The 12,459-nt window shown below is 63.3% G+C and carries 13 protein-coding genes; 5 read left to right on the top strand and 8 right to left on the bottom strand.

Going from position 1 to position 12,459, the window contains the following annotated elements; translation table 11 throughout:
- Positions 1-236: 236 nt before the first annotated feature.
- From EDF57_RS16495 to EDF57_RS16485, 3 genes are all read left to right on the top strand, one after another.
- The gene (locus tag EDF57_RS16495; protein WP_134095060.1) at positions 237-1,199 is read left to right on the top strand and encodes a hypothetical protein; all 963 of its coding nucleotides are present in this window, start codon (positions 237-239) and stop codon (positions 1,197-1,199) included.
- Complete coding sequence (locus EDF57_RS16490; RefSeq protein ID WP_134095059.1) at positions 1,189-1,701, top strand: hypothetical protein; 513 nt, start codon at positions 1,189-1,191, stop codon at positions 1,699-1,701. Before EDF57_RS16495 ends, EDF57_RS16490 begins: the two co-directional genes overlap by 11 nt.
- A gap of 426 nt (positions 1,702-2,127) precedes the next feature.
- Positions 2,128-3,027, top strand: coding sequence for a hypothetical protein (locus tag EDF57_RS16485; RefSeq protein WP_134095058.1), 900 nt, complete (start codon positions 2,128-2,130; stop codon positions 3,025-3,027).
- 112 nt (positions 3,028-3,139) lie between these two features.
- On the opposite strand, the gene EDF57_RS16480 is transcribed toward EDF57_RS16485, so the two are convergent.
- The 6 genes from EDF57_RS16480 to EDF57_RS16455 form a co-directional block, all read right to left on the bottom strand.
- Positions 3,140-3,610, bottom strand: coding sequence for a septal ring lytic transglycosylase RlpA family protein (locus EDF57_RS16480; RefSeq protein WP_134095057.1), 471 nt, complete (start codon positions 3,608-3,610; stop codon positions 3,140-3,142).
- A gap of 202 nt (positions 3,611-3,812) precedes the next feature.
- Positions 3,813-5,033: an argininosuccinate synthase gene (locus tag EDF57_RS16475; RefSeq protein WP_134095056.1), complete on the bottom strand. Its 1,221-nt coding sequence runs from the start codon at positions 5,031-5,033 to the stop codon at positions 3,813-3,815.
- 88 nt (positions 5,034-5,121) lie between these two features.
- Complete coding sequence (locus EDF57_RS16470) at positions 5,122-6,369, bottom strand: cyclopropane-fatty-acyl-phospholipid synthase family protein (protein WP_134095055.1); 1,248 nt, start codon at positions 6,367-6,369, stop codon at positions 5,122-5,124.
- A gap of 98 nt (positions 6,370-6,467) precedes the next feature.
- Positions 6,468-7,205 carry an SDR family oxidoreductase gene (locus EDF57_RS16465; RefSeq protein ID WP_134095189.1) on the bottom strand — a complete coding sequence of 246 codons (738 nt, stop codon included), beginning with the start codon at positions 7,203-7,205 and terminating at the stop codon, positions 6,468-6,470.
- Positions 7,206-7,430: 225 nt separating this feature from the next.
- On the bottom strand, positions 7,431-8,216 hold the full coding sequence (locus tag EDF57_RS16460; RefSeq protein ID WP_134095054.1) for a sulfotransferase family 2 domain-containing protein: 786 nt from the start codon (positions 8,214-8,216) through the stop codon (positions 7,431-7,433).
- Positions 8,217-8,337: 121 nt separating this feature from the next.
- Positions 8,338-8,670: a glycine zipper 2TM domain-containing protein gene (locus EDF57_RS16455; protein ID WP_132261918.1), complete on the bottom strand. Its 333-nt coding sequence runs from the start codon at positions 8,668-8,670 to the stop codon at positions 8,338-8,340.
- 269 nt (positions 8,671-8,939) lie between these two features.
- Here EDF57_RS16455 and EDF57_RS16450 point away from each other — a divergent pair, with 269 nt between their 5' ends.
- The gene (locus EDF57_RS16450; protein ID WP_134095053.1) at positions 8,940-9,704 is read left to right on the top strand and encodes a GGDEF domain-containing protein; all 765 of its coding nucleotides are present in this window, start codon (positions 8,940-8,942) and stop codon (positions 9,702-9,704) included.
- 82 nt (positions 9,705-9,786) lie between these two features.
- On the opposite strand, the gene EDF57_RS16445 is transcribed toward EDF57_RS16450, so the two are convergent.
- Complete coding sequence (locus EDF57_RS16445; RefSeq protein ID WP_134095052.1) at positions 9,787-10,197, bottom strand: glycine zipper 2TM domain-containing protein; 411 nt, start codon at positions 10,195-10,197, stop codon at positions 9,787-9,789.
- Between the two features lie 174 nt (positions 10,198-10,371).
- On the opposite strand from EDF57_RS16445, the gene EDF57_RS16440 reads away from it, so the two are divergent.
- On the top strand, positions 10,372-11,217 hold the full coding sequence (locus EDF57_RS16440; RefSeq protein ID WP_134095051.1) for a PhzF family phenazine biosynthesis protein: 846 nt from the start codon (positions 10,372-10,374) through the stop codon (positions 11,215-11,217).
- Between the two features lie 40 nt (positions 11,218-11,257).
- On the opposite strand, the gene EDF57_RS16435 is transcribed toward EDF57_RS16440, so the two are convergent.
- Positions 11,258-12,430, bottom strand: coding sequence for a MaoC family dehydratase N-terminal domain-containing protein (locus EDF57_RS16435; RefSeq protein ID WP_134095050.1), 1,173 nt, complete (start codon positions 12,428-12,430; stop codon positions 11,258-11,260).
- Positions 12,431-12,459 lie beyond the last annotated feature (29 nt).

Genomic DNA, 12,459 nt, shown 5'->3' with positions numbered 1-12,459 from the left:
AAAGCCTCCCCCTGAAATCGTCATTGCGAGCGTAGCGAAGCAATCCAGAGTCGCGCAAAGCCGCCCTGGATTGCTTCGCTACGCTCGCAATGACGAGGCTATGTTGGGTTGTTGAAAGCCTTGCTCCGCGTAAATGTTTCTTAGAGTGCCGGTTTGGTGGATGAGGCACCCAAGAAGGGGCTTCGCGCGCGGATGCGAAGGCAGGGCTAAGGTAACGCAGGGTATCGTGCTTCTAATTGAAAAATGACAGTCTTTGTATTTTTCTAAATCTAATTTCTGTTGAGAACCGCATACAGCGCCGTACCATCAATCATTGGGCGTATAACGGTGGGGCTTTCAGGGGGGTTATGGCTAGCAATCGCTTTCATGTGCTTCGCATTCAATGCGAACGTCTGGCGCAATCAGAGTTATTTGAGATTGAGCGCACTCAGGCCGAGGTGATCAGTATAGCGATCATGAAGCGCCCGAGCGCATTTGTCCGTCGAAATGTCGAGTGGCATATAGGCGCGCCGGAGAATATTGAGGATGGTGGAGTTGTCTTCCAGCTTGGGCGAGTGCAGTCGGTTAACGCCCCGCAATTTGATGATGTAAGACACGCATTTTTCGAGGCAGATAGTGAAACTGCTCCATTTACTTGGGGTGTATTTGATAAAAAGACGCAAGCTTGTGGGATTTTGAAGAAAAGCGGAGTATCGCTCAATCCAAGCGAAATCGCGGCGAAATTGGAGCAACTTCTAAACGCGAGCGGCGTTCCGGCGGAATCCGGATATACAATATATGTAGAGGTCATTCCTGATCCCGAAAGTTTTGTTGAAAGTTTATTTTCAGCTCATAAAGTAGTCAGGTTTAGTTTCACTGCTCGATATGAAAATGCTTTTGATGTATCCCGCCTTATACAACGTCCCGCAGAAGAATTTAACGAATTGGTTGGCGGAAAAGAAACGACCGTCGAAGTTAAAGGCGATGACCTAAATCGGCAAGTCCTCGAAGAACTGACGAGGGGAGTCGCGTCAGTTGGTGAAGCGGCTAGTGCGATGGTGAGGGCAGAGCCGCAGTCTCGCTTAAAAAAAGTATTTCTCCGCGGAACTCCATTGTTCGGTGAATTTATGTGGTCGAACGAAAAAATTTCGCCCTTTGAGATTATGCTTCACACTTTGAGGGACACTTACAATCGTATGCGGCGATTTAATGGAGATTGAAACATTTTGGAGGTGGTTGATTAGCCGTCAAGCTCGGGGGCGAACCGGGCTGTCATTGCTTATCAGTCGTTGGATTTTTGTTGATGCTGCGGTTGCAGTTACGGCGGTACTTCTTCTTAAGGTTGATGGATTTCAATTTGCTTCCAAGGCATTGTTTCCTGCGGCATCGATTTTAGTCAGCATGTCCGTAGCTTGGACCGCAAGGGGGTCCTCAGTTATTAATGACAAGAAGTTTCGCGATAAAATATTGAATGATGATCGCCCCCTTGAAGATTATGTATATGGTTATCAATTGTCACTTTTGGTGATAATGATAACTGTTGTTTATATCTCAATTATGGCAGTTGGTGGAATAAATGTAACGTTCATTAATGAAAAAACGTCAATCTTGGTGTCGGGATTTTGGCTTTATTTTTTGTTATCAATGTCTGTTAGATCTTGTTGGTCAGTAATAGATTTTTCTAATATGCTAGGGATACTGAATAGTCGAATTGACAACTAAGTGGTTTTTGGGATTCCACTTTCCTACAACCCCAGACATGCGATAAATGATCCGGTTCATCCCGGCGCGACCGTGCCGGGGCTTTGGCTCCAATTCCGGGGGTGAACCATGTCCGACCGATCGAACTCTTCCTATCCCACTTCCGCCGGGCGGGGGTGGATACCGGCGTCTCGGGATATCGGGTTGCCGGGGGAGAGATTTGCGCGCCTCCGGTGTGAGGGCGAGGGCGATCCCGGCGTGTGGCCGAATGATGACGCCTCGTTCGACGCTCTCAAGGCGTCCGCTCCAGATCGGTGGGGCGCGGCGGATGCATTCGGGGAGCGCGAGGGCGATGGCCCTCGTACTTGTCCTTCTTCTGCCGGTTCCTCTTCAAGGCACTCCGCCTCGGCGACAGGCTCCGACAACGGGTGGACGCCCGCGCGGAAGGTGCGGTTTCTCGATCATCTCTCCGAGAAGGGCGACGTGCGGGCGGCGGCGGCGCGGGTAGGGATGTCGCGGCAGTCGGCTTATGTGTTGCGGCGGCGGGACCGGGTCTTCGGGCAGGGGTGGGAGGCAGCGCTGGCGCTGGCGCGGCGGCATGTCGAGGAAGTGCTGGCGACGCGGGCGCTCGATGGCGTCGAGGAGCCGGTGTTCTATCACGGCGAGCAGGTGGCGGTGCGGCGGCGGTTCGATACGCGGTTGCTCCTGGCGCATCTGGCGCGGCTCGACCGGGCGGCGGGGGCGGATGTCTCGGGCGAGGGGGTGGAGGATCTCGCCGGGCGGTTCGACGAGGTGCTGGCGCTGCTGGCGGGCGAGGCTCCGGAGGCGGACATGGTCTGCTCGGCCGATGCGGGTTCGCGGGCTCTGGCGGCGACGCGGCCGGCGTCGCGGCCCGATCCGGTCCTGCCGGTGGCGCGCGCGGTCTATGTCGATCGCATGGCCGAGCCTTATGCCGAGGCGGCTTACGAGGCGTGGCTGGGCGCGGTGGCGGCGGGCGAGGCCGGGCCGGAGGACGAGCCGGACGAGGGTTTGGGCGCCTGGCGGTCGCTGGCGGGGGCGGCGTGGGATGTCTGGCAGGACCGGGCTTTCGCGGCGGTCGATGCGGTGTGCGGCGTCTCGGGCGGCGAGGGCGGCGAGGGCGAGCGCGATGGCGGGCAGGAGGGGCCGCTTGAGTTCAAGTCGCTGGACGGAAGGCCGGGGGACGGGGCCAGGCCCGGGGGTGCGTTTTCGGTCTCTGGACCGTGTCAACCGTGTCAACCTCGGGCCGATACGGGGGCCTGGGTGCGGGGGCGGCGAAGAATGTTCGGCTCGTCCGGGAACCCGGCAGGCGGTACGATGTTATTGTGAATGAAGGCCGGCGCGGTGCTTCCCCACCCCCTCCGTTACCGCGTCGGCCTACCCTTTTTCAGAGCGCCTGCGCTTCTTCGGAGCATTGGTCGGCGGTATCGGCCGGGCGGGATCAGTCGTTGTCGGAACCGTCGGAAAGAACGGCCAGCTCGACTTTGCCGGAGCCCATGCGCGCGATGCCGATTTCCTTGGCGGCGGCCTCGGAGAGGTCGATCACGCGGTTGGAATGGAATGGGCCGCGGTCGTTGATGCGGACCATCACGGAATCGCCGGTCATGGCGTTAGTGACGCGCACTTGCGTGCCGAAGGGCAGCGAAGGGTGTGCGGCGGTCAGTTCGTCCGGGTTGAAGCGCTCGCCGCTGGCGGTGCGGGCTCCCCGAAGCGAGTGGCCGTAGAAGCTGGCGGTGCCGCCGCGAATATCCTCGAATTCCTGCGTATCCTGCTCAAGCGACTGCGGAAGCGCGGCGACGGGAGCGGGCATGGCGGGGGCAGGGATGACGGCGGCAGAAGCCGGGGCCTCGACCACCTTTGCGGGCGCCAGCTTCGACTCGGCAACCGCCGAGGAGGCCGGAGCTACCAGCATGGCAGCGGTGGCAAGAGCAAAGCCGATCCGAGCAATTCGGTGGGCTTTATGCGGTTGGTTGTGCTTCCCCGTCATGCGGAGGAGTCCTACAGGCAGTTCGTCGCCAAGGGGACCCATGCAAAAGCGGCCCGTCGCTCTTTCGCAACGGGCCGCCCTATGTCGTTAACGCATTGAAAGGATTCGGAAGGCCGAATCCCAGGTCTTACTTGGCGTCGCGCTGGGCCAGGAGACGGAGTCGCAGGGCGTTCAGCTTGATGAAACCGGCAGCGTCCTTCTGGTCGTAAGCGCCGGCATCGTCCTCGAACGTGACGTGGCGTTCGGAGTAGAGCGAGTCCGGCGACTTGCGGCCGACGACCGAGGCATTGCCCTTGTAGAGCTTGAGGCGAACGGTGCCGTTCACGCGCAGCTGCGAGTGGTCGATGGCGGCCTGAAGCATCTCGCGCTCCGGTGCGAACCAGAAGCCGTTGTAGATGAGCTCTGCATACTTCGGCATCAGCTCGTCCTTGAGGTGCGCGGCGCCGCGGTCGAGCGTGATCTGCTCGATGCCGCGATGGGCGCGGGCGTAGATCTCGCCGCCCGGCGTCTCATACATCCCGCGCGACTTCATGCCGACGAAGCGGTTCTCGACGAGGTCGAGGCGGCCGATGCCGTGCTTGCGGCCGAGTTCGTTGAGCGCGGTCAGCAGCGAGGCGGGGCTCATCGCGACGCCGTTGAGAGCGACGCCGTCACCCTTCTCGAAGTCGATGGTGATGTATTCCGGCGCGTCCGGCGCGTCTTCCGGATTGACGGTGCGCGAGTAGACGTAGTCCGGGGTCTCTTCCCACGGATCTTCCAGCACTTTGCCTTCGGACGAAGTGTGGAGGAGGTTCGCGTCGGTGGAGAAGGGGCTTTCGCCGCGCTTGTCCTTGGGGACGGGGATCTGGTGCTGCTCGGCCCAGGCGATCAGGGCGGTGCGGCTGGTCAGGTCCCACTCGCGCCAGGGGGCGATGACCTTGATGTTCGGGTCGAGGGCATAGGCCGAGAGTTCGAAGCGAACCTGGTCGTTGCCCTTGCCGGTCGCACCATGCGCAACCGCGTCGGCGCCGGTCGCGTGCGCGATTTCGATGAGGCGCTTGGAGATCAGCGGGCGAGCGATCGAGGTGCCGAGGAGATAGTCGCCTTCGTAGCGGGCATTGGCGCGCATCATCGGGAACACGAAGTCGCGCACGAATTCCTCGCGCAGGTCGTCGATGTAGATGTTTTCGTCAGGCAGGCCCATCAGCTTGGCCTTGGCGCGCGCGGGTTCGAGTTCCTCGCCCTGGCCCAGGTCTGCCGTGAAGGTCACGACTTCGCAATTGTAGGTTACCTGAAGCCACTTCAGGATGACGCTGGTGTCGAGGCCGCCGGAGTAGGCGAGGACGACCTTCTTGATGCTGTCGGACATGGGCGCGGGCTCCGCAGAAAGGGCAGTGGATTCGGGACGCGCGCCTATCAGCACGCGCCCCTCTGCGCAATGAAGGAAAGGCCCGGGGCTATCCGGCGAGCAGTGCGGTTTCGTTCGCGGCGATGTAGTCCCGCGTGAGCGGCAGGGCGAGACGGCTGCGCGAATACTGGATCTGGTAATTGCACATGCCGCCGCTTTCGAAGGCCGCGGTGGCGCCCGCCAGGTAGAAGATCCACATCCGGTAGAAGCGCTCGTCCATCAGATTGACGATGGCTTCCTTGTTGGCGACGCAGCGCTTGTACCATTCGCGCAGGGTCAGCGCGTAATGCAGGCGCAGGTTCTCGACATCGGTGGCGATCAGGCGGAACTTCTCGCTGGCTGCCACGGTCTCGCTGAGCGCGGGGATGTAGCCGCCGGGGAAGATATACTTGCGCGTGAAGGCATCGGTCGCACCCGGGCCGCCCATGCGGCCGATGGTGTGCAGCAGCATGACGCCGTCGTCGGTGAGGAGGTTGCCGACGGCCTTGAAGAACTGGCTGAACTGCGCCTGCCCGACATGTTCGAACATGCCGACCGAGACGATCCGGTCGAACTTCGCGCCGCGCGCGGCCAGATCGCGGTAGTCGACGAGTTCGAAAGTGACCTTGTCCGCCACGCCGGCCTGTTCGGCACGCTCGCGGGCGAGGGCAAGCTGTTCCTCACTGAGGGTGATGCCAAGTACCGAGACACCAGCATGCTTTGCGAGGTAGATCGCCATCCCGCCCCAGCCGCAGCCGATGTCGAGCACCCGCTGGCCGGGTTCAAGCGCGAGCTTGGCGGCGATATGCGCCAGCTTCGCCGTCTGCGCCTGTTCGAGCGTGATGCCGGGTTCCGGCCAGTAGGCGCAGGAATACTGCATGTGCTCGATGTCGAGGAACAGGTTATAGAGATCGTTGCCGATGTCGTAGTGGTGAGCGATGTTCTTCTTGGCGCTCGCGGCCTTGTTGATGCCGTCGACCAGCGTGACGACTTTGCCCTTCAGCTTCTTGAACGGCGTATGTTCATGCAGTTCGCCGCCCTTGTCCCATTTCGCATTGGCGCGGATCAGTTCGACCATCTCCATGATGTCGCCTTGCTCGATGACGAGCTGGCCATCCATGAAGGCTTCCGCTGCGCCAAGGCGGGGATCGGTGAGGATGCGCCGTTCGCCCTTCGCGTCGGTGAAGCGGATGCGGACTTCGGGAAAGCCGGGGGTGGACGTGCCGAAGCGTTTGACGCTGCCATCGGGGCGGACGACCTCCAGGACACCCTTGCGGACGCCGCGCTGGAGGAAGTGATCAAGAATTCCCATTGCCATCAACCATTTGTGAAGGGCGCTCAGGCCCGGTGCAAGAGGGTTTCGCGTGCGATCTGCGCAAGCGAGGACGAGTCAGGTTCACGTCCGCCAGGTGTCTTTCACTGGCGGGCGAGGAAGAGGACATCGCGCGGCTGCGCGAGAAGGTGCTGGCCGGAATCGACATAGAGCGTCTCGCCGCTTTCCAGCCAGCCATCCGACAGGAACAGGGCCGCGGAAGCGACGTCCTCGGCCGTGGTCTTGCGGCCGAGCAGGTTCATGCGGTGCGAGACTTCGGCTTCGGCTTCGGTCTGGTCGTGGCTGGCGAGTATGGCGCCCGGCGCCAGGCCGTAGATCCTGTCCTCGGCCTGCGGGCGCGCCATCGACAGCATCGGGATCGTGGCGGCGAGCGCGTGCTTGCTCATCGTGTAGGAGAAGAAGTCCGGGTTCGGGTTGAGCAGCTTCTGGTCGGTGACGTGGATGACCCGCCGGCCGCCGGCGGAGCGCGCGCTGGCAAGGAAGGCCTGAGCCAGCCGGGCCGGCGTTCCCGCGTTCACGCGCATGGCCTTGTCGAACGTCGCGGGATCGAGCGCCTGCGCCGTGTCGAGGTCGAACATTCCCGCGCAATTGACCAAAACGCGCCAGTCGGGAAAGCGGCTGGCGAGGTCCCGGATCATCGCAGGTCCGGCGTCCCAGTCGTCCAGTTCGCAGCTGACCACTTCGGCGGAGGGCAATTGCGCGGCGAGCGCTTCGGCCTGGTCGCGCGAATGGCCGTAGTGGATGACGACATGCCAGCCAGCCGCTCCGAACCTGCGGGCGATCGCGGCGCCGATTCGCTTGGCGCCGCCGGTTACCAGCATGGTCGGCCGCTCGCTCAATGAAGGGCCGCCGTCGTGACAGGTTGACACGGTTTACACGGTTCAGGCGAAGTTCCTGCGGCCCCCTCGACGGTCGGTCCGGTGCGGAGAAAGGCAGGACGGCAAGGGGGGGGCAGGCAGGCGGTCATCGGCGTGCATAGGAGCACAGACTGGGCCTGTAGGAAAGGCTTGTGAGCGGTTCTGTACGTATCCGCTCTCCAAGACCCTTCAGCCCGCCAGCGAGGGAACCGGGGCGGGAGCGCGGCCGGCGGTGCGCTGCGGCGCCGCAATGCCCGTTACGGCTTGAAGGCGTAGGGCGAAATCCGCCTCATAGAACCGGCATAGAAAGTCGAGTTGCCTCGCCGTGGGCCGTTCGCCCGTTTCGCCGCTGCGGTTCCACTCGGGCAGAGAGTCCAGTTCCTCGCGCCCCAACCGCCGACCGATTTCGCCGATCCGCTCATAGGGGATCAGCCGGTCCACCGCCGGACGGCCCCTGGCGTCGAGAAGGTACCAGCTTTGGGGACGGAAGACGTGATCGACATCGAAAGGAGACCGCGCCGATGCGAGGTGTTCGATGGCATCGTCGATGCTGCGGAAGCTACCGTAGCGGCCGCGGAACGGCTCGGAAATCGTGCGGTGGCGAGTCCCTCCCGCGCGGGCATAGCGGAAGGCGGACAGGAAGCGATCGACCGGATCGCGGACAAGCGCGAAGCTCGGCAGGGCCAGCAGATCGGGCGCGACCCTGGCGTAGTAGAGTGCGGAGCAATGCTTCATCTGGGCGCCGTAAAGGCGGTCGCAGATCGAAGTGCCGGCGTTCTTGGGAACGTGGATGAACAGGAGGCGGCTGGCACGGATACGGTCGATCCGGCGGCGGCGTTTGCCGTCGATCCAGGGGCGTAGTCCGTGGCGGCAAAGCCGTTCGGGAACGTCGCTGACCAGCTTTACGCCAAAGGCCGATGCGACGATGCGGTTGACGCCGGTGGTACCGGTAGTCCGTTCAAGCTCTGGTGCCATGTGGCGGGGGCTTAGGGCCTTGCCGTCGCCCTGCGATTTCGAAATATTTCAGTCGTGGCACCCGTGCGACGCGCCGTCCGGAGGGGCGGCGCGTCGTGGTTTTTCAGGGATTAACGCCCTATCAGCGGCAGCGGGGGCGCGAGTTGTTGCGGTCGATCTGACGGCCGAGCAGGGCGCCGCCGGCAGCGCCGAGCACGGTACCGGTGGCGCGATCGCCGCGGGTGTCGATGGCGCGACCGGCCAGGGCGCCGGCAACGCCGCCGATCAGCAGGCCGGTGGTGCCGTTCGACTTCTTGCAGCGATAGCGGCCATCGTTACCGCGCCAGTAGCGGACACCGTTGTCGGTGCGGTGATAGCGCGGGCCGTGATCGCGGGCGACGGCCACTTCGGTAACGGCGAAAGTGGCGGGAATGGTGAGAGCGGCCAGGGCGGCGGCTGCGATGGCTTTACGCATCTGAAATCCTTCTTTGTTGAATGTCTTGTACGACCGGCGTCCCGAATTCCATTGCGCGCCAGAACCTGCGATGAACATTATTGCACGCAGCGAGATACGCGCCGAAGCGAAGGCCGCGCGCGACGAACGGCTTAGGTACTGGTCAAGCCATTTCTCTCTCGCGGCCGGGCATGGAAAAAGTTAACCAACGTCGGCGCCAAATCAGCAAACTGTTAACTATCATGGTCTAACAAAGTTGCGGGGTTCAACGGGTTTGGGGTTTCGTTTTCATGAAGAGCCAGGGCTTGCGCAATGTCGCTGCCGGGACCGGCCTGTCAGTGGCTGCGACGTCGCTGCTGCTGCAGGTCGTGGCTCTGGTGCCTGGTTTCGCCATGCCGGTGCAGCTCGTCGTGCTGGGGGTGATGGTGGCGCTCGCCGTGTCCGCGCCGGTCTGCATCGTGCTCTTGCGCCAGCAGGCCCGGATTTCCGCGCTTCATGACGAACTGGCCCAGGCTTTCAAGCGGCTGGAGCGCACGGCGCGGGTGGACGGGATGACCGGCCTTACCAACCGCGACGTGTTCATCGAGATGACTCGCGACGCCATGGCGGACCGCGATGGCTGGCTGATCGTGGCGGACGTCGACCATTTCAAACAGATCAACGACGGGTTCGGCCACGGCGTGGGAGACCGCGTGCTGGTGGCGATCGGCGATGCCATCCAGTCCAACTTGCGCGCCGGCGATCTGTGCGGACGGCTTGGCGGAGAGGAATTCGGCCTGTTCCTGCAGGCCCGCAACGGCCGCGAGGCCCATGCCGCGGCAGAGCGCCTGCGCCGCACCGTGGCGGACTTGGCCGTCTCGACATTCGCGGGCGGCAAAGTCGTGCCCACGCTCAGTCTTGGCGTTTCGGCCACGCATGGGCTGTCTCTGCCGGAAGTCATGCGGCGGGCGGACGAGGCACTGTACGATGCCAAGAGGCAGGGTCGCAACTGCACCGTTTCGGCGCCGGAACCGGCCATCGAGAACCATCTGAGGCTGGTCTCCATACAGGGCTGACAGCCGCTGGAACCGTAAACGAAAAAGGCGCGCCGTCCGCAGGGACGGCGCGCCTTTTCGCGACAGAGCCGAGCGCGTCAGCTCAACGGCACTTCACGTCGCCCTTATCGATCTGGCGACCGAGCAGGCCGCCGGCGACGCCGCCGATGATCGTGCCGAGCGTCTGGTCGCCATTGCCGGCAATCTCATGGCCGGCCAGCGCACCGGCGCCAGCGCCGATGATCAGGCCGGTCGTGCCATTGTCGCGCTTGCAATAGTAGCGCCCATCGCGGCCGCGCCAGGCGCGATCGTTGCGGCTCATGCGATGCGGTTCGCGGTAGCGGCCACGCGAATCGTAGCGATCGCGGTCGTTGCGGCCGCGATTGTCATAACGGCCGTCGTGACGGTCGCGGCTGTCATGACGATCGTCGTTGCGCCACATCTGGGCCGCCGCGGGGGTGGCCATGGGCAGCACCAGGGCGGCCATGGTCAGCGCCATCAGGGTCTTCTTCATCGGGGTTTCCTTCCTGGAAATGCAATTCTGTAACGGCATAACGATCCGAATGGACCCTTGCTCCAAAACCCTGAATGAACCACGGGAAAAACCCTGAGAGCCGTTTCGGGCCACTTGTCGCTGCAGAGCTGCAGGATTAGCGCCAAGTAGCCGGAAACAAGAAGGAAACGAAAGATGCAACTCGATCTGGTCGACGTTTTCGCGGCCGGTCCGCTCACGGGAAATCCGCTGGCGGTCGTGCATGGCGGCGAGGGGCTGGAAGCGGCGGACATGCTGCGGATCACGCGCTGGCTGGGCTTTTCGGAAACGACCTTCCTGTTGCCGCCCACCGATCCCGGCGCGGACTACCGGGTACGGATCTTCTACCCGGCCGGGGAACTGCCCTTTGCAGGCCATCCGACCCTGGGAACCGCCCATGCCTGGCTGGCAGCCGGCGGGGTGCCGAAGCAGGCCGGCACGATCGTGCAGGAATGCGGGATCGGCCTTGTCGATGTGCGGCAGGAAAGCGGGATGCTGGCGTTCCGCGCGCCGCCGCTGCTGCGATCCGGCGCGCTGGACGCGGGGGATCTAGCCGAGACGATCCGGCTGTGCGGTGTGAACGAGCGAGACGTCGTTGCCGGCGTCCACGCCGCAAACGGGCCGGGCTGGAAGGTGCTGCACATGGCTTCGGACGATGCGGTGCTTGCCGCGGAGCCGGCAGCGCGCGCGCCGCTGCATACCGATGTCGCCTTGCTCGGTCCGCGTGCGGCGGATGGCGGGCCCCAGTGGGAACTGCGTGCTTTCTTCGCGGATGCGAGTGGCCGCCTTTGCGAGGATCCGGTGACCGGCAGCCTCAATGCGGCCGTGGCGCAATATCTCTTCGCAGGCGGTCTGGCGAACGGGGCCTATGTCGCGGCGCAAGGGCGCATGACCGGCGCGGACGGCTATGTCCATTGCCGCCAGGACACCGACGGCGCGATCTGGATCGCGGGCAGGGTGGCCACGGTATCGGCAGGGGGAGCGATGCCGGGCCCGTTCTGAGGCTGCGTCGTCCCGGATCGGATCCGGGACGACATTCGGTTCAGCCCGGTTTCTTGGGCAGGGCGACCTCTGCAGTGCCGGTGCACATGGTCTTGCCGTTCTGATTGGTCATCAGGTGCTTGACGTGAACGAGGTGGCGCCCTTCCGCGTCGACCGATTTTTCGGTTACTTCGGCCGTCTGGATCGTCACGTCGCCGGTGAGCGCGGGGCCGCGGTAATTGGCGATGGAGTGGACGACCATGCCGTGTTCGCCCGCCCAGCCTGACAGGAAGTCCGTCACCCACGATCCCATCGAGGCGCCGTAGCCATAGCCGCGCGGCATGCCGATGCGGCGGGCATATTTGGGGAACAGGTGCCCGCGCGAGGGGCCGTAATAGGCGCCGTCGGTGAGCGCCGGGTTAATCAGCATCATGTCGGGGTCGTTCTCGTAGCCGGCCATCTCGCGCGTGAAGCCCAGCGCTTCCAGGTCGTTCTTGCGCAAGTTCATCGTCCCCCAGGTGTTGACGATATAGGCGCGCCATTCGGTGGCGAAGCTGGCGATCGAGTGCGGGCCGAAGACGCGTTCGGGAAGCTGGTCGCCCACGGCGACGTCATCCCACCAACGCTCCTTGTGGCCCAGGTCGTGGAGCATCTTCACCCACGCGAACTTTCGGTCCTCCAGCGCGGCGATGGCCTCGTCGGTCCATTCGGGTTCGTCGAATTCCTCGGTCTTCACCGAATCGCCGCCGGCATGGGCGAGATACCGGATCGCCGTGGAGCGTTGCCGGGCAATTTCCTCGCCCTTCTGGTTCGAATAGTTGTTGTCGCCCCGCTGGAAGCAGGTGGGGCCGAAGCCGGTTTCTTTGACCTTGTAGTCGAAGGGAACGCGGGTGTTGGTCACCACGTCCCCGGCCTCGATGCGCGGTCCGTAGAACCACCATTCGTCGCCGCCGAACAGCAAGTGCGAATTGGGGATGCAGCCGACGCAGGCCGGAGCGGCGCCGTGGCCGTCGTCCGTGGCGATGGCGAAGCTCTGCGGCGCGACGAGGCGGCCCCAGCGGCTGGCTTCGAAGGTCGCGGGGTCGAAGTGCAGCAGGTTGGCATAGTGCATCGCATGGACCCAGCGCCGGATGTCATTGTTGGCGACAGGCTCGCGCATGGGCGAGAAGTCCATGGTCTTGCCGAGGTACTGGTCGATGTCGGTGAAGTCGATCGTGCCCGTGGTGGTGGTCATCGCTTTGGAAGTCCTGAAAATGTGGCCCT

It is taken from the genome of Novosphingobium sp. PhB55 (genome assembly GCF_004368805.1).
In the GTDB taxonomy this organism is placed as follows: Bacteria; Pseudomonadota; Alphaproteobacteria; order Sphingomonadales; family Sphingomonadaceae; genus Novosphingobium.
Note: the sequence above shows the minus strand (reverse complement) of the source record. Positions and strands in the feature narration are given on the sequence as shown.

Excerpts from the sequence above, each read along its gene's own strand:
- EDF57_RS16490 (WP_134095059.1), top strand. The coding sequence starts at position 1,189 with ATGGAGATTGAAACATTTTGGAGGTGGTTGATTAGCCGTCAAGCTCGG.
- EDF57_RS16480 (WP_134095057.1), bottom strand. The coding sequence starts at position 3,610 with ATGCTGGTAGCTCCGGCCTCCTCGGCGGTTGCCGAGTCGAAGCTGGCG.
- EDF57_RS16475 (WP_134095056.1), bottom strand. The coding sequence starts at position 5,033 with ATGTCCGACAGCATCAAGAAGGTCGTCCTCGCCTACTCCGGCGGCCTC.
- EDF57_RS16470 (WP_134095055.1), bottom strand. The coding sequence starts at position 6,369 with ATGGCAATGGGAATTCTTGATCACTTCCTCCAGCGCGGCGTCCGCAAG.
- EDF57_RS16465 (WP_134095189.1), bottom strand. The coding sequence starts at position 7,205 with ATGCTGGTAACCGGCGGCGCCAAGCGAATCGGCGCCGCGATCGCCCGC.
- EDF57_RS16460 (WP_134095054.1), bottom strand. The coding sequence starts at position 8,216 with ATGGCACCAGAGCTTGAACGGACTACCGGTACCACCGGCGTCAACCGC.
- EDF57_RS16455 (WP_132261918.1), bottom strand. The coding sequence starts at position 8,670 with ATGCGTAAAGCCATCGCAGCCGCCGCCCTGGCCGCTCTCACCATTCCC.
- EDF57_RS16450 (WP_134095053.1), top strand. The coding sequence starts at position 8,940 with ATGAAGAGCCAGGGCTTGCGCAATGTCGCTGCCGGGACCGGCCTGTCA.
- EDF57_RS16445 (WP_134095052.1), bottom strand. The coding sequence starts at position 10,197 with ATGAAGAAGACCCTGATGGCGCTGACCATGGCCGCCCTGGTGCTGCCC.
- EDF57_RS16440 (WP_134095051.1), top strand. The coding sequence starts at position 10,372 with ATGCAACTCGATCTGGTCGACGTTTTCGCGGCCGGTCCGCTCACGGGA.
- EDF57_RS16435 (WP_134095050.1), bottom strand. The coding sequence starts at position 12,430 with ATGACCACCACCACGGGCACGATCGACTTCACCGACATCGACCAGTAC.